The 20,738-nt window shown below is 34.7% G+C and carries 20 protein-coding genes and 1 tRNA gene; 4 read left to right on the forward strand and 17 right to left on the reverse strand.

Features of this window, described 5'->3' with window-relative positions:
• Nucleotides 1-466 precede the first annotated feature (466 nt).
• From H6W52_RS05145 to H6W52_RS05160, 4 genes are all read right to left on the reverse strand, one after another.
• Nucleotides 467-1,198 carry a hypothetical protein gene (locus tag H6W52_RS05145; protein WP_116100168.1) on the reverse strand — a complete coding sequence of 244 codons (732 nt, stop codon included), beginning with the start codon at nucleotides 1,196-1,198 and terminating at the stop codon, nucleotides 467-469.
• 371 nt (nucleotides 1,199-1,569) lie between these two features.
• Nucleotides 1,570-1,974 (reverse strand): hypothetical protein, encoded by a 405-nt coding sequence (locus H6W52_RS05150; RefSeq protein ID WP_116096559.1) that lies wholly within the window; start codon nucleotides 1,972-1,974, stop codon nucleotides 1,570-1,572.
• A 30-nt stretch (nucleotides 1,975-2,004) separates the two neighbouring features.
• A complete protein-coding gene (locus H6W52_RS05155; protein ID WP_116096557.1) occupies nucleotides 2,005-2,577 on the reverse strand; it encodes a hypothetical protein in 573 nt (190 codons plus the stop codon).
• Between the two features lie 320 nt (nucleotides 2,578-2,897).
• Nucleotides 2,898-3,917 (reverse strand): pYEATS domain-containing protein, encoded by a 1,020-nt coding sequence (locus H6W52_RS05160; protein ID WP_116096555.1) that lies wholly within the window; start codon nucleotides 3,915-3,917, stop codon nucleotides 2,898-2,900.
• A gap of 423 nt (nucleotides 3,918-4,340) precedes the next feature.
• Here H6W52_RS05160 and H6W52_RS05165 point away from each other — a divergent pair, with 423 nt between their 5' ends.
• A complete protein-coding gene (locus H6W52_RS05165; RefSeq protein ID WP_076395443.1) occupies nucleotides 4,341-4,775 on the forward strand; it encodes a cold shock domain-containing protein in 435 nt (144 codons plus the stop codon).
• Nucleotides 4,776-4,816: 41 nt separating this feature from the next.
• Here H6W52_RS05165 and H6W52_RS05170 read toward each other — a convergent pair whose 3' ends face one another.
• From H6W52_RS05170 to H6W52_RS05225, 12 genes are all read right to left on the reverse strand, one after another.
• Nucleotides 4,817-5,902: a DNA polymerase beta superfamily protein gene (locus H6W52_RS05170; protein ID WP_116096569.1), complete on the reverse strand. Its 1,086-nt coding sequence runs from the start codon at nucleotides 5,900-5,902 to the stop codon at nucleotides 4,817-4,819.
• Complete coding sequence (locus H6W52_RS05175) at nucleotides 5,883-7,421, reverse strand: tetratricopeptide repeat protein (RefSeq protein WP_116096553.1); 1,539 nt, start codon at nucleotides 7,419-7,421, stop codon at nucleotides 5,883-5,885. The genes H6W52_RS05170 and H6W52_RS05175 overlap by 20 nt, the downstream gene beginning before the upstream one ends.
• Complete coding sequence (locus H6W52_RS05180; RefSeq protein ID WP_116096551.1) at nucleotides 7,405-8,757, reverse strand: hypothetical protein; 1,353 nt, start codon at nucleotides 8,755-8,757, stop codon at nucleotides 7,405-7,407. Before H6W52_RS05180 ends, H6W52_RS05175 begins: the two co-directional genes overlap by 17 nt.
• 70 nt (nucleotides 8,758-8,827) lie before the next feature.
• Nucleotides 8,828-9,538: a hypothetical protein gene (locus H6W52_RS05185; RefSeq protein ID WP_116096549.1), complete on the reverse strand. Its 711-nt coding sequence runs from the start codon at nucleotides 9,536-9,538 to the stop codon at nucleotides 8,828-8,830.
• 5 nt (nucleotides 9,539-9,543) lie between these two features.
• Nucleotides 9,544-10,305 carry a tRNA(His) guanylyltransferase Thg1 family protein gene (locus tag H6W52_RS05190; RefSeq protein WP_116096547.1) on the reverse strand — a complete coding sequence of 254 codons (762 nt, stop codon included), beginning with the start codon at nucleotides 10,303-10,305 and terminating at the stop codon, nucleotides 9,544-9,546.
• Entirely contained in the window at nucleotides 10,295-10,729 is a 435-nt protein-coding gene (locus tag H6W52_RS05195; RefSeq protein ID WP_116096545.1) for an AAA family ATPase, read from the reverse strand. The genes H6W52_RS05190 and H6W52_RS05195 overlap by 11 nt, the downstream gene beginning before the upstream one ends.
• A 2-nt stretch (nucleotides 10,730-10,731) precedes the next feature.
• Nucleotides 10,732-11,463: an ATP-grasp domain-containing protein gene (locus tag H6W52_RS05200; RefSeq protein ID WP_116096543.1), complete on the reverse strand. Its 732-nt coding sequence runs from the start codon at nucleotides 11,461-11,463 to the stop codon at nucleotides 10,732-10,734.
• A 55-nt stretch (nucleotides 11,464-11,518) separates the two neighbouring features.
• Nucleotides 11,519-11,974 carry a hypothetical protein gene (locus H6W52_RS05205; RefSeq protein ID WP_116096541.1) on the reverse strand — a complete coding sequence of 152 codons (456 nt, stop codon included), beginning with the start codon at nucleotides 11,972-11,974 and terminating at the stop codon, nucleotides 11,519-11,521.
• On the reverse strand, nucleotides 11,974-12,726 hold the full coding sequence (locus tag H6W52_RS05210) for a DNA polymerase beta superfamily protein (RefSeq protein WP_116096539.1): 753 nt from the start codon (nucleotides 12,724-12,726) through the stop codon (nucleotides 11,974-11,976). Before H6W52_RS05210 ends, H6W52_RS05205 begins: the two co-directional genes overlap by 1 nt.
• A gap of 620 nt (nucleotides 12,727-13,346) precedes the next feature.
• Complete coding sequence (locus tag H6W52_RS05215; protein ID WP_116096537.1) at nucleotides 13,347-15,098, reverse strand: hypothetical protein; 1,752 nt, start codon at nucleotides 15,096-15,098, stop codon at nucleotides 13,347-13,349.
• 302 nt (nucleotides 15,099-15,400) lie between these two features.
• Nucleotides 15,401-15,507: transfer RNA gene (locus H6W52_RS05220), tRNA-OTHER, on the reverse strand.
• Between the two features lie 344 nt (nucleotides 15,508-15,851).
• Nucleotides 15,852-17,234 carry an RtcB family protein gene (locus H6W52_RS05225; RefSeq protein ID WP_087711561.1) on the reverse strand — a complete coding sequence of 461 codons (1,383 nt, stop codon included), beginning with the start codon at nucleotides 17,232-17,234 and terminating at the stop codon, nucleotides 15,852-15,854.
• A 360-nt stretch (nucleotides 17,235-17,594) separates the two neighbouring features.
• Here H6W52_RS05225 and H6W52_RS05230 point away from each other — a divergent pair, with 360 nt between their 5' ends.
• The 3 genes from H6W52_RS05230 to H6W52_RS05240 all read left to right on the forward strand — a co-directional run bounded on the left by H6W52_RS05230 (nucleotide 17,595) and on the right by H6W52_RS05240 (nucleotide 19,388).
• Complete coding sequence (locus tag H6W52_RS05230; RefSeq protein WP_116096535.1) at nucleotides 17,595-17,927, forward strand: HopJ type III effector protein; 333 nt, start codon at nucleotides 17,595-17,597, stop codon at nucleotides 17,925-17,927.
• A gap of 244 nt (nucleotides 17,928-18,171) precedes the next feature.
• The gene (locus H6W52_RS05235) at nucleotides 18,172-19,191 is read left to right on the forward strand and encodes a helix-turn-helix transcriptional regulator (RefSeq protein ID WP_116096533.1); all 1,020 of its coding nucleotides are present in this window, start codon (nucleotides 18,172-18,174) and stop codon (nucleotides 19,189-19,191) included.
• A gap of 53 nt (nucleotides 19,192-19,244) precedes the next feature.
• Nucleotides 19,245-19,388, forward strand: coding sequence for a hypothetical protein (locus tag H6W52_RS05240; protein WP_165763009.1), 144 nt, complete (start codon nucleotides 19,245-19,247; stop codon nucleotides 19,386-19,388).
• 93 nt (nucleotides 19,389-19,481) lie between these two features.
• On the opposite strand, the gene H6W52_RS05245 is transcribed toward H6W52_RS05240, so the two are convergent.
• Entirely contained in the window at nucleotides 19,482-20,666 is a 1,185-nt protein-coding gene (locus H6W52_RS05245; RefSeq protein WP_116096531.1) for a DUF1501 domain-containing protein, read from the reverse strand.
• Between the last annotated feature and the right edge of the window lie 72 nt (nucleotides 20,667-20,738).

Below are 20,738 nucleotides of genomic sequence, written 5' to 3' on the forward strand. Positions count from 1 at the left end.
TTTAGTATTTGTTCAATTCTAAAATATTAATTTTAGACATTAAGCACCTCATGTTTTTCTCCGAATTCACGTTATTTACTTATGAGACGGAAACTGCTGTAAGCAGTTTAATAAAGTTCATCTTCAATTTCCCGGAAAAGAAATCTCTTATCCTTGATTTTTCAAAGATATATGAACATGATGCCTACACGATGGGTAAATCAGAAACTTTTGAAAAGTATCCTGTTTTTTATTATTATTCGTTTTATACGAATGCGAAAAAATGATTTACGTCCCATAAAGTTACTGTTCCGGAAATCAGGAAATCTTCCATAGAAAGAGAAGAATTTGTATAGGATTTTATGAAGAAATGGGATATAACCAAAGCATTTTTGAGCTTGGAAGTACAGCACGGATTGTAAATCCGCGCTATCAGGTGTTTTTGTTGATATTACAGGCACGGATTACAAATCCGCGCTATCGAGAATTAGGAAGTTGACAATATCGTATAATCTTCTATTTCCCAATAATTATCATGCAATTTTAGTTTAAATACAGCATTTCTACCGTAATAATCTTTTTTTATATGATGGTCAACAAAAACTAATGCTCTTTTTTTAGAAGGATCAAATACAATCTCTGAAAAATATACTACTCCTATCTCACAATCATTTGTATGTTTATCATACTCTGCCAGATCCAGTACTTTTGCGGTACACAAATTAAATTGATTTGCTTTTATAGAACTTCGTGTACTTAATTTTTTAATAATATCTGTATTATTGGAAAAGTCTTTAAAAGAATCCTGCGTTCTGATTATGCGTCTTAAATAAACCTCGGTATTATCTGTCCCGAAATATGTATTTTTACTTTTAGTAGAATCTATATACAAATTGCAATATTTTTCAGGATGATTAAAAATTTCGTTGTGCGCTTTTGTCTTCTCTTCGATATATAAATCCTCATTATGAACTCTTAAACTATCAAAATATTTTTTTTTACCTAAATAATCTTCTCTAAAAAAATAAGGTATCAACTGATCTGTTAAATCATTATATAGTTTTACATTAGTATCGGTTGATTGACTTACACATTTTTTCATTTCCTCCTTACAATTCGTAAGTAATAAAGAGGATAATAAAATGATAACTATTTTAGTTTTAAAATTCATATTGTTTAGGGATTTTGGGTTAATAACATCCATTGATGAAGTAGCCATACAACATCATTCTTTTTTCTCTTATACAATAATCTAAAGAAGCAACTACGATATCTTTATAAACTTTTCTTGTAAAATATCTATCAAATCTACTACTGTACAAGTAATAAAATGCGGTTCTTCCTTATCTTTTATAATATAGCCTTCTTTCATTTAGTATTGTTTTAATTTTTGCTCAAAGTAGGGAGACTATCAGAAACGGGATAAATTTAAAAAAATTGTTTGGGTTTGATATTGCTCAAAGTCGGGAAACTTTGCGCAGCGCGGTTTGGAAGTACAGCACGGATTTCAAATCCGCGCTATCGAAATTTCAAATCCGCGCTATCGAAAGGTTTTCAATAAGCTGTAACAGAGAAGACTTTATTTGGCAGTCAGACTTTTATATAATACAGGGGTTTTCCCAGCTTATCTTCAAGATGCCTTATATAATCATCCTCTGTTAATCCAATGTTGTATTTTTCCCAAGGGGCAGTTAAAGTCTCAGTTTTTTTAAGATATGTGTTTATCAATTCCAATATTGACTTCCTGTTCAATGGTTCTCCCTGATAGTTTGTAAGTCTTTCAGACTCTTCATGATTATTGATCGTATTGTATAACATCAATAACTGATGTTTAAAGTTATTTTCTCCAAACAGAATAATCGAATTTTCCAGTGTGGTATTTAATAAATCGGGAAAACAGAAAACAGGGGTATAGACTGTATAGGGTTCTCCCCATTCGAATTTCTTTTCTTCAATCTTGCATTGCGGGATAGTGCTTTCGTCTATATAATTCATATTATTTCTGCTCTCAAAAAGTATTTGTATTTAAGAAAAGATTTCAAGCGGCTTCAGGGTGATTTTATCGATTTCAACGGATTCTATCTTTTCCAGGTGGATTAAAAATTCGATCCAGCTCAGGATATGTTCTTCTTTAAGGGAATAAATATTTAATTTCCAGATTCCCGTTGGTATTTCTATTAATGGCAATTCATATTTAAAATATTCTTCTTTTGTTACATCTCTGCTTCCGTTTAAAATGTTTTTAAGGGTTAATGAACTGTCGATATGGGCTTCTAAATCACCTTTATGATTATGGCACATTTGGGTAAAATCTGCATGAGAAACAGTGCGGATTTCATCTCCGGGCTCTGCTTTTAAGTAATTGTAAGAATCGTGAAATTCCCATCTACTGCTGTCTATTTCTTCTTTATTAAAAACAAAATCGACCTGTTCTACTGCTTCATCGGTAGTAATGATATGGATGATTCCCTGTTTTAATAATTCTGATAATCCATCGGGATAATCGTAATTGAATTCTTTATCCGAGTAATAGTTTTTACATTTGGTGGTATTGGCAAAAATAAGTACGCCTTCAGTATTTAATCCTTCGAGAACCATGGTCTGTTTGTTTAAAAATTATAGAGAGAACTTCAAATGGGCAGAGTTTCTGAATTTTATTATGCAGAATTTCTACGGGGAAAGTTTTATCTCCTGAGCAAATTAAGTATAATTATGATATTTCGCAAACCTGTTTTTTACAGAGAAGGGGGGTTCGCAATAAGCCCGGCGTTCCGTAGGAACGCTATCTCTAGAACATTGCGCATTAAAGATACCAATCCTACGGATTGATTGCCGGATTTATTTTTATTTCTACACAGATTCTGCTCCTAAAGGAGCAGCCTTTTTATTATTTTAAACCATTTAATCATTAAAAAGGTTTATCTGTCTCTAAATTCCTGTGGAACACCGGATAATTCTGCCAAGTCTATTTCTAAGCGGGTATTTCCCTCATCTGCTTCAGCTCCTGCGGTGAATGCTCCATATACCTTATTTAAAACCAACCTTGCAATTCCATCAGTAACCGCAATGATTGGGTTGTCATTGTTAAAAGTAGGGTGTAAATGGAATTTAACAAACCCGGTAAGAGGATTTGCCGGATTTGTACTGCATACTTCAAGGGTTACTTTATATAATGCAGGATTTTCTGAAGGTTCTATTTTTGCCGTAATTTTTCTTTCATTACATTCAGATTTTCCACCCCATTTTGATTTTTGAGGGTCATCCGGATCATTCGTAGCAATATTGTTTACTTCTGCTTTTACTTCATCAAACTTTTCAGAGATTGTTTTTCCGCCGCCTAAATCGGTCATTTTTTGCTGTGTATCATTAATGACTTCAGCCATTGCATTGACTTTTTTATCTAAATCATCTTCTACTTTTTTTACCATACCAATAAAATGAAGTCTTGTCCATAGATAAACGGATAAAAAGCCAATAATAAGAAAATACAATATTACAGCGATGGCTATTTTTTCACCAGACTCTTTGTTCTGAAATATTATCGAAAAATATTTTCCCACCCGCGCTAAAAATTCAGGAATATTATTCAATTGAGTTAAGCCCACTCCGACAATAATCTTTGTAAGCCAGTCACTGATCTGAACAAGATTATCATTTTGCGTAACTGAAGGTTTTCTGTCATGATTATTTGTATCTGAGTTTAAAATTTTTGGTACTCCAAATAAAAATCCTGAAAGCCCCCCAATTCCAAAACTGGCTCCTCCAATAAAGATGCATGCTCCTGTAAGTTCCAGATAAGCCATTATTCCTCCTTTCATATTCAAGGTGTTTAAGCCGATAAGAAAGCAGATTACTATTCCGACAATAATGGAAAAGAGTAAGAAATCCCAAATGCTTTTAAGATCTCTGTTTTTTTGTTTTAATGTTAATTCTGGCATGATTATAAATTTTCTTATACGAAATTCTTACATATTCCAGAATTAATCCATTACTATTTTGTGTTATTTTTTGTTGGAATCTTCGGATTACTTTTTCATCAGGCTTCATTTAAAATTCAATCTCTAAAATAAATTGAAATTCAATGAATTGAAATTCCAAAGATTTGTTTGGTGTGCTTATTTTTCGTATATTTGTTAACTTATTAAAAGAAATCTCTGTCTTTACTTTCTGTGATCGTTTAGAATATTTTATTTACTTCCGTTTCAATTTATGCCTTTTTAAGGGCATTCACATTAATAAAAGCACTCAGAAACCCTTTAATAACAGGTTCGGAATTTGGTGGACAGAATCACTGAGATGGGGAAGATCCATTATTTTTCCGAAGCTTCAAATAACTGTAAAATAAAAATTCAATAAAATATATGGCAGATTCTTTCTCTAAAAAAGAAAATTTCAAGAAAAAACAGCAAAAACTAAAAGAAAAAGCAATGCGCCGTGAAGAGCGTAAGGAAAATAATGATAAAGGGAAAAGCCTGAACGAAATGTTCATGTATGTAGATGCGAACGGACAACTTACTTCTACACCACCGGATCAGGCTGAAAGAGAGGAAATTGATATCAACAATATTCAGTTGGGAGCAGCTCCTATTGAGGCTGAAGAAACTGTAAAAACAGGAATTGTAACTTTTTTAAGCGAAAAAGGATACGGTTTCATCACGGAAGATAAGACTAAAGAAAATATTTTCTTCCACAACAACAACTGCATCGACCAGATTAAGAAAGGAAATAAAGTTTCTTTCGAAAAGGAAAAATCTCCGAAAGGTTTTTCTGCAATGGAGATCAGATTGGTAAAATAAATATCAGATAATAGATAAAATAAAGCTTCAGAAATGAAGCTTTATTTGTTTTTATAGAGTTCCTCGCGGATCTGAACTAATATTTTTGTGGTTTTTTCCAGATCCGGAACATCGGGTAGAGTAGAAGCAGCATGATAATGTTCAATAGAAGCAATAAGGTCTTCCGCTTTTTTTAATACTTCTTCATACGACCGGTTTCCGGCTTTGATGTCAAGTAATTCTTCGCGGTTTTCCACGCGGATATTCAGAGAATTGTTTTTAAAAATCTGTTCGCACGACTGTAATAAACGAATCGTGTGCATCATGTTTTTGCTGTCGTAATTCTGTCCGTGATTCTGATTGACGTTGTAGCGGTCTTCATTGCGTTCGGAAACCCACTTCCAGTATTCGCGGTAATCTTTGCAGTAGGTAGAATAGGCATCTAGGTTGTAGAAAAGATAGGCAAGTGGATGCTGTCCTTTGGGAACGGAGGAAACAGAGACCTGATTTGCTTCTAGGTTCTGGATGATTCCTTTGTATCTGAAATCGCCGGACTGATCGTAAAACAGGGCAAACATTCCTTTGGTATTGTCGATGCTTACCAAGCCGCATTTTTCCTGCTGTAAACCATTCTTATTTTCGGGGGAAGAGGATTCCCGCAGCCATTTTTTCAACGGAACGGAGCCCTGATCCTGCAAAATATAACAGAAATCGAGGATGGATTTTTTCTCTTTATCCATCGGATTGAGAATCTTTTTGTTGAGTCCTTTTGCTTTTTTAATCTGGGAAACGGCATATCCTGCAAAGGTGTCTTTGCAGAGTCTGGAAAGGAAATCTTCGGGTTTCAGGAGATCCATTAAGGGATGTTTCTGTAAGATGCAGTCTTCCGGACTGGCGATAATTTCGAGGATGTTGGGATTGTTTTTCTGTAACAGTTCGATAAGTCTTCCGATTTCATAGTAGGTGATGTCGTTGGTTTCGTTGGAAATCTGGGGAATATAGTTTAACCCGAAAAAGTCTTCTTTCGGTAAATAATATACGCCACGAATATCTGTATCGGAATTTTCTGTTGCCAATCCGAAAGAACGGCTTCCGGAGATGGCTTCGAAAAGGATGAGGTTTTTGTTTTTAAGGTCTTGTATGGTCATTTTTGTTTTTAGAAATAACATTATTTAAGAAATCTAAATTTCCTTTTGCAATTTTAGTATGAGGATGTTCTTCTCCAAGATTTTTAACAAAAACAGCCAATGCTTTTTCAAGATATATTTTAGCTTGTTGGGTGTCTCCTAAATCTTGTAGAACCGTAGCTAAATTAGAATAACGGATTGCTGTGGTAGGATGTTCTTCTCCAAAGTTTTTAATGTCAGAAAGCAATGCTTTTTCGAGATATATTTTGGCTTGTTGATAGTCTCCTAAATCTTTTAAAACTGTGGCTAAATTAGAATAACGGATTGCGGTATTAGGATGTTCTTCTCCAAAATTTTTAATGTCGGAATTTAGTGCTTTTTCAAGATATATTTTGGCTTGTTGGTAGTCTCCTAAATCCTTTAAAACTAGAGCTAAACTAGAATAACGGTTTGCTGTGGTAGGATGCTCTTCTCCAAAGTTTTTGATAGCTGAATTTAGTGCTTTTTCAAGATATATTTTAGCTTGTTTGTAGTCTCCTAAATCTTGTAAGACTACAGCTAAATTAGAATAACGGATTGCTGTGGTAGGATGCTCTTCTCCAAAGTTTTTGATAGCTGAATTTAGTGCTTTTTCAAGATATATTTTCGCTTGTTTGTAGTCTCCTAAATCTTGTAAGACTAAAGCTAAATTAGAATAACTAACTGCTGTGGTAGAATGTTCTTCTCCAAAATTTTTAATGTCGGAATTTAGTGCTTTTTCAAGATATATTTTCGCTTGTGGGTAGTCTCCTAAGTTTTGTAAAACTAAGGCTAAATCATTACATATACTATTAATTAACTCTTCGCTGCTTTCTATAGACTCTGCATATTTTTTTAAATCTTCTAATTGTTTTTTTGCTTTTGCATATTGCCCTGTAAATTTATAGGCTTTGGCTAAATTGAGATTTAATTGTATACGCAGATTGCTGTTTTCTGGTTCTTCTTTTAAGGTGCTTAATCGTTTTTCTATCCGTCTTATCTCGGTTTCAGCATCAGGAATATTATCGTAATCGTTATTTTGTATAACGGGAGAGAGGTTATTTTGTAGATGCGTACTTTTTGGCTGTTCTTCTTCCAGTTGTATAATAAGATTGGTAATAGAAGACAAATCCGGCATTTTTTTCTGAAAATTTCTTAGCAACACATTCCCACTCGGAAGAAATGCAATAATTTGTCCTTTTTTTTGGCTTAACTTGTCTCTGCGTTGGTTAATTCCAATAGCAACGGATTGGTTTTCATCCTGAAATAAAACCTGAAAGTTTTCGATAAAAAAAATGTCGCTATTGTCTTCTAATAATAGGGCTGTAAGATTTTCTGCAGGTTCTTCCAAAAGATTTATCTTTTGGGTTTTCTTATTGGGATAGGTTTCCTGTATCAAAGATTGCGTTTCTCTTACCAAACTGTAATGGTTGTATTGTACCACAATAAAATGGAATACTTCATTTTTTACCGCTTTTAGTAAAATACTGTATTCTTCTTCTTGGTTATTCTTTAGCAACATATTGCTTGTATAGATTGGTAAGTTCTAGTATAGGATTTGGTCTTTTATAGGTCCCGCTATTATACTCCAATACATAAAGGTTTTCTAACATTTTTTGCAGAATTTCATCATACGGAGTATCTATGCCTTTGGCATTATTTTCATTAATCTGTTTCAGTTTATCTATCATTGGCATTTCTACAAACTGGGAGGTTTGGTTTGCCAAACGTTGTAAGCCTTTTTGCAATGCAGTACGGTTGATTTGCGTAGCATCGTCTTCTACAAAAAAAGCAGAGATTTCTAAAATTTGCAAAAGCTGACGAGGCGAACCTCCGGAATAATAAATAGCATCGTTTACAAGGTCTTCTTCTGCGAAAATACTTTTATCTATTCTTTTGTAAACAAATTCTCTAAATCTTTGGTAAGCATCTTCGTTTTTGGTACCATCTCTTTCGGATATTTTTACAAAAGGAAAACATTCTACGGTACTAAACTGAGTGAGATTGGGTCTTTGGCTGATAAGTTCTATAGGCAAGGTAAATATTGTGTATGCTTTTATTTTTTCGATCCTGTTTTGCTCCTCAATAATAATTTTTCTTCGGGTTTCGCTGCTCATTGTTTTTTCTAACCCGTCTACAATAAATAGTACCTCTTTACCTCTATTTTCTTCTCTTATAGCAACATTAACTTCTTCTATGTATTCATTAAAAATATTGGCAAAATTGATAAAATTGTTTTTTAAATTTTTTCTTGTAACATCTGCCCTTTCCATGCTTCCTGTAACACTCGCTTTGAATTTTGCCACGATACTCAACAAATTAAAAAACGGATTTTTGGTAGACACTCCTACTTCTGTTTCTATTCCAGCTTCAGATTTTAGTTCTTTTTTAATTTCTATTTCTCTTTGGCTAAACCATTTTTGCATTTTGTCTTTAATCCCAGAATCTACATTTACATCATCTTCTGCTAATTTTTGAGTTAGTTTCTCCAATTGCAAAATTAATATATCCATATATTCCAGCTCATTAATGTCCAGTTCTACATCTATATTACATGTAATACAATAGAAACATTCCGGATTATGTAAATTTTTAGCATATTTTGCCAGTTCTGATGTTTTTCCGGAACCTCTCATCCCACCTAGAAATAATAAAGATTTATTAGAAGAATTATTGGCTGTATTAAATTGATAGAGTCCATTTCTTTTAGTAACATTCATATTTCTGTAAACAATTCTGTCTTCAAATTCCCCTCTTAATCCAGAAAAATCGGTAAAGAATTCGTGGTCAGGAGCAATAACTTCATTAAATTTTACAGCTTGGTCTACCTCTTCTATATTAAAAGCCTTTTTAGACATTTTTTTATTGTTTAAGTTTTTTAAATATCCCAAATTTACTATTAATTTTCTAGATTTCTGTTTTTGTAATTTAATCTAAAAAATAGGGTGAAAAATCAATTCCCTGAAAACAGCCTGTCATTGGTAAAACGTTATCGCCGTTCATGGTGACTTCGTATTCTTCGCAGGTGAGCTGTGAAACTTTCTGATACCAGCTTTTCTGGTATTCTTTCTGAATGTTATCTAATTTAATTAAACAATGCAGTCCGCCATTAGTTTTGATAAAGGTAAGACAGTCTGGGTTTAAGCAGTCTGCAATGTCTTCTCTGAATTTATCAATGGCTTGTTGATGGTTTTCTATACGGAAATCAATATCCAGATCAAAGAATATTTTTCGTGAAGTGGTGGTCTGAATAAGATTTAAAGCCAACGTATGGGGATTGATGGCATTATCTTTCCGGATGAGTTTTTCCGAAATTTCTTTCATTAAAAACAATGAAGCATTGTGAAGATCGCGCGGGTTGGGAGTGATGTAAATCGCGAGGTTATCCTGCGAAACTTCGGTATTTCCGGATTCGTACAAGCCTGCCGGAATTTCGAGCTGCCTGATTTTATGAAGCAGTCTTTCTTTGGTTGAGGTAAATCTTTTTAACTGTGCTTTATCTGCTTTCAGTCCTGTTTCGGGGTTGTATTTTTTTCTTGCGAGAAGGGCAACGTAATATTGTTCATTGGGCAATAGTTCAGGAAGCCAGTCTATGAATTGCTGTAATTTTTCTTCGTTGTGTATGATTTTGTAGTTCATTTGCTTTAAAATTCTTTAAAAATCTCCCTCAAAAATACTCTATAATCCTCTCTTATTGGTAGTTTTTTTTCAATAAATAGCTCATTTCTTACACAATCCACCGTTTGCTGTGTTACAGGATTATAGCCTTGTTTGTTAACTTCCCTGTTAAATATTCCGACGCCACGTTTTTGCCAAGACGGAAGATCGTTGTAATTGATTCCGTATTGGAAAAGCAGTTCATTTTTATCGGATTGTGACATTCTTTCAATTCTTTCGGTGGTTTGTCCGGCATTGAATCCGTTGTTTCTCAACGTCCAGTAACAGTAAGCGGAAAGGGAATTTCTGTGGGAATCTTCCTGTCTCCAGCAAAAATAATCCGCGATCATTTCACGATTCGGAATGGAAATCGTTCTGCAGTCGAAAACACAGATTTCCTGAAACTGCAGGCTGAAAAAAGCACTGGCTTCTCCCGCGAGAACAGAATTGATCTTCCTTACTTTTCTGCTGAAAGTGTGGTCGTCTTTATGGATCAGCAGTGAAATTTCATCACTCTGCGTGTAACCGTACAACACTCTAAACCCGATGGTAAAAAGGTGTTTCGTCGTATCGATCATTGCCTGACTGAATTTCAGGTCGAAAGGTTTTTCCAGCGACAGTTTTTCTTTGGTAAGTCTGGTAAATCCTCTTCCGTCGAGCCTCACGATAATAAAGTTTTCCGGCAGAATATACTGCTCCGAAAGGCTTTCGTTTTTTCGCATGACCGCTTCAATTTCTTCAAATTTCATAACTGCTGATTTCAAATTTGTAGTCTCTTATTTTCACATGGAATATTTTGTCAAAACCTTCTTCAATCGAAGGCTTTTCGAGATCTTTGTATTTTGCTTTTATTCCGATCTCGCTGATGGAGTCTTTTCTGTATTTATTCCGTTCCATACAATCCTGAATGTTGCTTTCAAAATAATATGCAATAATTTCATATTTGTTCTGTCGGGCAGGTTCAATGTATTTTCTTCTGCTTTCTTTAGTAACATTCGTGTTATCAATCACCATTTTGGACTGTGTTTCAAAACAGTACTGAAGCAGTTTTCCTTCTTTGTTTCGGGTATTCAGCAAATCCATGCTGATCCTGATGTGCGAATTGAAAAAAAGCTCCTTGTAGAAGGAACTTTTTCCGCTTGCGGGAATCCCGATGAATATGATGATCTGCATTTTTAATTCTTTATACAGCTTTTTACAACAACCTCCAAAGCTTTTTCCGCATCACAATTATACAAACCGGAACACCAAGCCGGATTGGCTTCAATTAAAGCCCAGCCTTTTCCATTGATGATCCCAAAATCCAGAACAATCGCTTTGGGAAGTGTTTCGCCATATTGCTGAATGAAATTTTTGAAAAAATCAAAAAGCTCTTTCTTTTCGTTTTCGGAAAGCGTATTGGTGTCAAAAACGTCATTTCTCCAATAAGAAGAATGCGTTATTATTTGATTATTTAAGACAAAACATCTTACTTCCAGTTCCCATTCTACGACTTCGGAAGTGAAAACCCTGCTTTCCAGATCCAATGTATCAAAACCTTTGATGTTGGCGACTTTATCAAAAATTCCGGCTTTAAAACTTTTAAAATCGGAACATTTGATGAAAATATTTTCTTCATGCACGAAATCTTTCAGCTTTCCATAAGAGATTTTTCTTTTGGTAAATTCCTCCGAAACTTTTGAAAGCCAGTCGTCATCTGGTTTTGTCAATGTAAGACTGCATTGTTCCGCCACAATTTCAGCATAAATATCTTCACCATACACCGCAATCACGTCTGCACGAAATTCTTCGGGAACATTCCATTTTGCATTAAACCGGCTCAACTCGTAGGGTGAATTGAGGGATGCTTTTTTAAGATTGTTGCTGTCTTCCGTGTACATAGGAGAGAGCGCGATGAGGTTTTTCATTGTAACAGTATTTATTTTTAGATAAAGGTAAATTTCATAAAACTTAAGATTCTGTTTATATTTCCCTTTCTACTTTCTTAAGGACATAAGTATATTGTCTTTTTAAAAATACGCAAGAATATGTTGCATAAGGATCCATTACAAAATTAGTTTTTGAATGAATTGCAAATAACAGATTTATTTCGTAATTAAAATTTTCATCATATTTTTTAATTTCTACGCAAATAAGTTCAAAATATCCATCCTTTTCTTGGTATTCATTATTAAAGATCGTTTTATGAAAAGGAACTAATAATGATTCTGATCTTTCAGCCAAATTCTTTTTATTTTCTATAAGATCTTCTACAATTTGTTTTATCAGATCCCAATTGATTTTATTACTGATAATAAATGAAATTTCATAATTATCAGGAGGAATTTCAGAAACCCATTCATTTTGAAGCTCATATTTTTTAAATAATATTTCCCCAAATTTTGTCAATAATTTGTGGTTGTTTTTTTGTGTTTTCATTAAGACAAGTTTAATATTTCCCTGAAAACCCGCTCCATTTCGTTTTTATCCGAATTTCCTCCTTTCAGACTTTTAGCTCTTTCTTCATTATCCAGTATGGTCTTCTCTAAAAATCCGAAGAGTTCCCAGTCATTCGGATGATGGTAAGATTCTCCTTTTGTGGATTTTAAAGCGATTAAATTTTCTATTTTCGTTCTTGTAAAATCATCTACTAAGACCAGCAATTCACTGAACAAAACAGGCGGAACCGTCCCTTTTTCCAATATCCATTTTCCGGTTAAAGTGGTTCGTAAACAGTAAAAGTAAGATTTCAGTTTTACCTCATCAAGTCTGCATGCTTCGAGATATTTTTTGCTCATGCTTGAATAGTGATAAAATACGGCTATCGGAGAAAAGCATTTGTCCGCCAAAGGTTTAAACAGATCGTAAAATTTTTCATTTTTCACATAAACGATAGGAGAGTAGAACCAGCTCAGCAAAGCCGCGTTTGACTTCAACAATAAATGGAACGTTTTTCTTAGATCCCATCCGGAACCGTCCAGATCGTCTTCCGTCATAAATTCTATGGTTTCATCTTTATCCCACGGCGAAAGATACCAGTCTTTTTCGTGTCGGTATGTGAAGCGTATATCGTAATCGCTGTCCGGAGACGCAAATCCCCAAGCGCGGCTTCCCGATTCTACGGCAAGCAGTATTTCTACACCGCGTTTTTCTTCAACTTCTTTTAATTTATCTATTATTTTTGGTGTCATGATTTTTAAATTTGATACAAAATAAAAAACATCCTGCGCAATCTTTTTACGCAGGATTATTTTATGTAAAACTTGTCTAAACTTTTTACCGCAAAAGATGCAAAAGGTGTAAACATTTTAGTTTTTTAAGTTTACTACTTAAATGGAAAGAAAGAGTACATAAGTTAAAAAAAATCAAAGATTTTTTCTCTTTGCAGACTTTTGAAATACTTTAAATTAACCGCTAAAGTCTTTTGCCTCTTTTGCGGTTAAATTTAAAATGAGTTTATACAAACTGATAGTAATGTTTTTAAGAGCTTTTAAAAAGTTGAAAAAATTATTTATATCTGTTTGAAATTTTAACTTTAGATTTTATACGCAAAGTTTCTATTTTCCAATGATATACTTTAAAAGAAAGCAAAGTAAGGGCAGATTTCATCTGCTATTAAGCAAAGTCTTTAACAGCCGTTTATGACGTAAAGCTACGTACAACATTTTTCATAAATAATATGCTTTCCTACTTAAATTACGTTTTTATCATTAGCTGAACGAATTGCCCTTGCGAACAAATAAATAAGATCATTTTAATAAATATAACTTTGCGGGCATTGCGTTAAAATTATCTAGCCTCAAAAATTTTATCATTTAAAAATCTTCGTAAAACTGTCTTTCTCCAGATTTTCCAAAGAAAAATCAAAGTCGGCATTTTCTTTATCATAAACGATTTCAGCTCCTAATTCCTGAATCAAAAGATTGAAGGATATCGGTTCGTACCATTGCTGATACAAAGCGTTCGTTGCCATTACGGAAATTTCTGTATTTCCTGAAACATGAGCATGTCCTGCTCCGAAATTCAGCAGTACGAAACACTGTCTTCCGTCTTTTGGCAGCAACATTCCCAAAACGGTCTGTTTTTGTACGGATTGACATTTTGCTTCAGCAAAAAGATGGTTCGGATTCATCATATAATCGTAAGAAACGGCATCGCCTTTTCCGATAACAATTTTATATCCGCAGTCGCTGTTTCCGTTGAAAACGTTGTTCATTACCAAAGTAGGAGCCATTAAACCTCTGTTTGCGTAAAGATATTCTACAGCACCGTTTGGCGCGGAAGTGATGTCTCCGGAATACATCAACTGACCAGAATTTTGGCTGTAAGCGGCATTCCATCCGATTTTTCCGGCAATATTTAATCCTGAAAGATCCAAATCATAAGCTCCCCATGCATTTTCCCAGTAAATTCCTACTGCTAATCTTTCACCGAAAAATCTTGTTCCCGTCGGAATATTCCCTACAAACATCTTTTCAGAAGTCGGTAAGGCAAATTCTACATCTTCAGGGAAATAGAATTTCTTACCTTCAAAACGATATTTTGATTTTAAATAGCTTAAGATAAAATCGTAGTTCAGTTCATTTACGGAAGTTCCGATTGATTTTTTCGTCCACGATTTTCCGTTTCGGATTCTGTATACAAAAGTATCCTGACCGTACATTCTTGAATAACAAGCCGATAAAGCTTTAAACAAAGCAAACGGAGTGGCATTTTCCAGCCAGTGCAGATCGCTGTTTTCCAGTAACATATTGGTTGCGTTATTCAATGGATTCGAAATTAATGGTTTGTGATAAATTTTCGACAGCTTCGAAATTTTATTAATCACCTTTGGCGCCCTGTTTTTATAGGCTAAAAATAAAGGCTTGAAACGGTTAAAAATTTCCGCCATTTTTTCCAGTCCGAAACTTTCAAAAAGATAAGTCGGATTGAATTTGCTTTGCTTAATATCATTAATCAAATCATTGTTTTTAATTAATAATGTTTCTTTTGTGGTTTTGTAGATCACGTAACGCAAAAATTCAACATTATTTTCAGGATAAACGTCGTAACGGTCGGCAATTTTTATGATGGCTTCTTTGTTTCTGATATTTTCTTTTCCTGTAAAATCATATTCCAGTTCGTCGTGCAGAATAGATAGTAAATCATCAATTGTTTCTTCTTTCAGAGCAATTCCTGATCTTAGAATAGCAAGACATTTTTCCTGCATTTCTTCTTCGGAACAGGCTTTAATAACTTTAAAATTAAGCTTCAGATCCGGGATATTCAACACTTCATCCGGAATGTATACTTCACCCTGAAATCTGCTTCCATAGGTGGAAAAATAATGAAAGAGCTGTTCCATCAACAGTTCGAATCTTGTACTTTCTTTAATCTTCTGCCAAGATTTATGGAACGTTTTGTTGAGATCGTTTCCGTTCAGCTTTTCTTTAGCGTAATAGGAAATAATTTCTTTTTTTGCCCAGATTGCATGAGGTTCGATGATGAAACCATCCTGAGAAATAAAGACTTCAGCATCCGATTCTTTTGCCAGTACAGCGTTGAATAATTTTAATGTTTTCATTGTTTTGAGTTTAAAAAAATAAGTGAGGAGTAAGATTCATTAAAAGTGAAGTGTTATAGGAACTCCTTTTACCTATAATTTTTAATAGGCGGGGAGTAATTTTCCAAATAATTTATAGGAACTCCCTTTGCCTTAAAGTTTTTTAAAAAGGCGGACACTTCGGCAAACTCAGTGCGACATTTTTAGCTAAAATATTCAGCATTAAATTTTATCGGAGATAAAATCCTTGCGCCTTAACAAGTATAGCTTTTAAATAAATTGCGCCTTTGTGTATATCTAACAATTTTTTTTCATTTTTTTTGAGGAACAGGCAGGACTCGAACCTGCGACCCACAACTGGAATACATAGGAACTTTATTTGCCAAAAGCGAAAAGTAATCTGTTGCTCTACCATCTGAGCTACTGTTCCTACCTTATGATTAAAGGTTTTCATTAAACCCTACAGGCTTTTACACCTGCAAGGTTCGGTTATTAGTTTTCTTTTTGTTAACGAATTGTTCTTAATCTGTTTTTACGGATAATTTTGAATTCTTAACTTCCAATAATCTGACTTCGGAAAGTGAAGCGTTAAGAAAATTTAAAATTAATCCGTTAAAAAATTCCCATTGTCTGAAGCGCGCTTGCACTTTTGAACCGAAGAACTTATCTTGAATTCGCGCAAGTTTTGGGAATTTTAGGATTAAGTTTTAATTTTTAGCGGAAGTTTCCAGGTCTTGAACTTTTTGTTTCTTTTGTTTCAAGACAAAAGAAATTCTATGCTTTTCTAAACTTCTTCTTTTTCTTCCAAGGCGCATTCTTCTGAACATCACCTGCCATGATACATCCGTAAGGCATCACTTCATCCAGAACTTCACACAATCCGTATTCTTCAATCTGCGCTCTTACATTTTTTGCACTTTTATAAGCAGTTGGAAGTTCAGAAATATCAATTTCATTCGTGAAGAAACGGATATCTAATCCTTTGGTTTCTTCTTCAAAAACTTCTTCGATGGTTTTATGCGCCAACGATTTTTTATGTTGACTTCTGCTGAAATTTCTTCCTGCTCCGTGAGGCGCAAAACCCAGATTTCTTTCGTTGGTAATTCCTTTTACAATCAAAACCGGTTCTGCCATATTCAAAGGAATTAATCTCGGACCTGTAATATCCGGCATAAATTTATCATCCAAAGGCGTTGCACCTTTTGCGTGGTAGAATAAATCTCCATCTTTGAAAACAAAATTATGCTCGTTCCAGTATCGGTCTTCTTTCTCGATTCCCAATTTATTCAAAGCGGCATCATGAATGGAAATATGATTTTCTTTCGTCCATTTTCTGATTAACTGTAAGGCTTCCCAATATTGTTTTCCTTCTTCCGTTTCATAAGGGATCCATGCGTTTTCTCTTAAGGTTTCAGGAGAAATTTCCATTCTGAACTGGTTCGCAACCTTCATTCCTTTATCATATAAAGCTGCGCCCGGAGCTCTTGAACCGTGGTGTGTTACCAACATCGTGTTTCCTGTATTTTTGGAAATTCCGACAAACAGGAAATGGTTTCCGTCGCCCTGAGTTCCCATATGAGAACGTGCAATGCTTATTAATTTTTCGTCATTCAGAAAATCATTCTTTCTGAAAGCATCCATCAATTCCTGAGACATTGGCATCTGTTCTCCTCTTGGTCTTCCACCGTATCCGAAATGCGTGATGGAATGGGCTGCATCCAAAACTTCTTTAGGATCTGCTTTTCCAAAATCCGTCAGCATCACAGAACAGCAGATATCTGCGCTATGGAATCCCGGATGAATCGCATTTTTTGCCACAACCACACCACCAACAGGAATATGACCTGCAGGACCTGTAGGACAAGCATCCGGCATAATGGCTCCGTTTTCCAGAGTCGGCGTTTTCATCAGGACTTTCATCGTGTTGATTACTTTTTCCACGTTATCATTTTCACTTTCGTGTTCTGCTCTGATGTTGATCACAAAATCTTTTGCCGTTTCATGAAGCGGAATCAGTTCGGGCTGTTTAAACTGTTCCAGATATTCTTTTATCTGAGTTTCGTCTAAATTATTTTCGTTGATGAATTCAATCGCTTCTTTAAACCATTTCGCTGGTCTGTATCCTAATTCGATTAAATGATTTCCGTTAAATTCCATGTGTTCTCTCATTTTGATGATGCAAAGTAAGGACTAAAGTGTGCAATCTTTTTGCGCAGATAAAATTATTTTAATTATTTTTGACGAATTGACCACAAAAGGCACAAAAGTTAGTTGACACATGAGTCACATTAGTTTTAAGTTAAATGATTGAGAATACTTTAGAGCACATCAGATTTAAAAATCAAAGATTTTTGTGAGGAACAAATAAAGCTCTAAAGTGGATACTGAATCATTTCAAAAAAATAGTGTCCTTAAAGAACGAGAAATGGTTTTTTAAAACTTTTCTACACAGATATTGCTCCGATCGAGCGGATTTCTGTTTTAAAATTGAATTATTTATAAATAAAAAATTAAGATATGTTATTTGAACAACTAGAAAAATCGGCAGAGGAAATTCAGTTTAAGGATGTAATTGCTTTTATTGATGAACATTACGATTTTACCCCGACAAAATTTACGAACGGAAATACAGTAAATGAAGCCAATCAGAATAATGGTTCCTGTAAGATTTTTAGTTTTGCGAAATTAAATGATTTATCTAAAGAAGAAACGCTGAATCTTTTCGGAGAATTTTACAGGGAAGATGTTCTTAAAAATCCTGAAGGGACGGATCATCAGAATATCAGAAACTTTATAGAATCCGGCTGGGAAGGAATTTCTTTTGAAGGAAAAGCCTTAAGTAGAAAGTAAACTGTCATTGCGAAAATAACGGAAGTCTGCGAACGCAGTTCAGAAATGACGAAGTAATCTCAAACAATTTAGAAGAGATTAAGTGCTTGCTTGGTAAGAAAGAGATCATGAAAAATGGTAACTTTTAACCACCCCGTCAAAAAATCCAAGATTTTTCGCCACCCCTCCAGAGGAGGGGAATTTCACTACCTTATATTAAATTCAACCTCAATCTCAGTCTTAACCTAAAATTTAACCTCATCGTATGTCATCCAATAAAAACGCGCTCATCCGGTACAAAACACTGGATAAATGCCTGAAAAATAAATACCGGAAATATACACTCGAAGATCTTATTGACGAATGTTCGGAAGCTTTGTTCGAATTTGAAGGGAAAGAATCTTTTGTAAGCAAAAGAACGGTACAGCTTGATCTGCAGAATATGCGGAGCGAAAAATTCGGGTATGAAGCACCGATTGAGGTATACGAAAGAAAATATTACCGCTACAGCGATCCGGATTACAGCATTCACAATATTTCGGTTAATGAAAGTGATCTGAAAGCCATGAATAATGCGGTGCAGATTCTAAAGCAGTTCAAAGATTTTTCGATGTTCAAGGAAATGAACGGGGTGATCCAGAAGCTGGAAGATTCCATCCATTCCACGAACCAGAAATCAATTATTCATTTAGATAAAAATGAGCAATTGAAAGGACTGGAATATATTGATATTCTGTATGATGCGATTTTGCACAAGAAAGTACTAAACATCACGTATAAAAGTTTTAAAGCAAGAGAATCAGATTCTTATATTGTTCATCCGCAGTTGCTGAAGGAATTTAACAACCGCTGGTTTTTGATCTGTTCCAATAAGCAGTATGTCTACAATCTTGCTCTGGACAGAATGGAAGATATTCAGATTGAGGAAAAAATCGATTATATTGATATGAATCTCGACGGCGACGAATATTTTAAGGATATTGTAGGAGTGAGCGTTTCGCCAACGATGGCTCCGCGAAATGTGGTTTTCTTCGTAGATTCTTCCAATGCGCCTTATGTGAAGACCAAACCTTTTCATGCCAGTCAGGAAATTGTAAGCGAAAGTAATGAGGGTACTATTTTTAAAATCTGTGTACAGCTGAATTTTGAACTGGAAAGACTTCTTTTGGGGTTCGGAGAATGTCTGGTTGTGCATAAACCGAGAAAGCTCAGGCTGAGACTGGAAGAAAAATTCAAAGCGGCAGCTAAAAATTATGAAAACCTTGCTGTTCCGGATGAAGACTGATAAAAATCTTGGCTTAGAAATTGTATTGCATGAATCATAAAAAAATAAACAGTATGAAATCAAGAATATTAAAAGCAGTTGTAGCAGTAGTTGCGCCTTTGGTTATCGAATTTATCGTGAAGAAGATTTCTGAGAAAATTGATCAGAAAAGTCAGAAAAAAGAAGATCCTAAGCAACTTCCTGCATCCACGAATTAACATGACAAGTAGTTAGATTTAAATTATAGAAAAGAGGCTGTTCATTTTTGCAACAGCCTCTTTTTGTTTTTAAAATTAGCTTCTTCCTGTTCCTTATACAAAATCATATACTCCGTTTTTCCAGCCGAGAATTTTAGAAGAGTCTGCTTTCAGCCAGTTTTTAAGGATAGTAGCATAAATTTTCCGGAAATCTTCGGTGTAGATTAAATCTCCTTCATTCAGATTCTGTAAATCGGGAAGTGCATTCATAATTCCTTTTTTCTTTAAACCTCCACTGATGAAAAACATCTGATTTGCCGTTCCATGGTCGGTTCCGTTACTTGCATTCTGGGCAACACGCCGACCAAATTCTGAAAAAGTCATCAGTAAAATATCATTGAAAAGTCCGTTGCTTTTCATATCCGCAACAAACGCTTTTACCCCATCATTAATGTCTGTAAAGAGTTTTTGCTGTCTTTCATTCTGGTTCACGTGTGTATCAAAGCTTCCGATGGAAAGATAATACACTCTTGTATTGATGTCAGATTTTATTAAAGAAGAAACGGTTTTAAAGTCTTTTCCGAGCTGAGAATTCGGGTAAGTCTGTTCTGTTTTTTTCGCTTTGCTTTTTTCGAAAATGTAGTCTGCGTTGTTGATGGTAGAGCCTAAAGTCTGATACAGGTAGGAAACTGTTTCATCGTCATGATGATGATCGTAAAGTGATTTGAAATATTTTTCCTGACTGGTCTGATATAATCTTTTCGGATCTTTAAAGGCAAATGCTTTGTTGTTTTCGCCTTTTAAAGCTAAACTCAGCATATCGTCCACTTCCAGAGCCTGAGTCGGGTGGTCGCATTTATAACATTCTTCATCGAGAAATCTTCCCAGCCAGCCTGTGTCAAGATATTCATCGCTTCTGCTTGCGGAATGCCAAATGTCCATGCTTCGGAAATGTGATTTATCGGGATTCGGATAGCCGACATTGTTCATTACAGAAAGTTCTCCCTGATCGTACAGTTCTTTGAAATAGGAGAGTGCAGGATTAATTCCGGCTTCGTCCGTAAGCTGCATGGAATTCTGAATGGCAATTTTATTTCTTTCCTTGAAATAAATATCATTTTTTGTCGGAATAATCGTATTCAGACCATCATTTCCTCCTGTAAACTGCAGTACCACCAGTATTTTCTGATTGGGTTCCAGTGCATCATCGAATGTCATGGCTTTTAGAAAATTCGGCATCAGAAAAGATGCGGTTGCCAATGAACTTATTTTTAGGAATTCTCTTCTTTTGATTAACATAAGCTTAGGTTTTAGGGTAAAGATGACAGGTTGCTGGTTTTAAAGCTGTATTTTAACGGTAAGCTAAAATCT

The organism is Chryseobacterium sp. C2(2020) (genome assembly GCF_014218915.1).
Lineage (GTDB): Bacteria > Bacteroidota > Bacteroidia > Flavobacteriales > Weeksellaceae > Chryseobacterium > Chryseobacterium mucoviscidosis.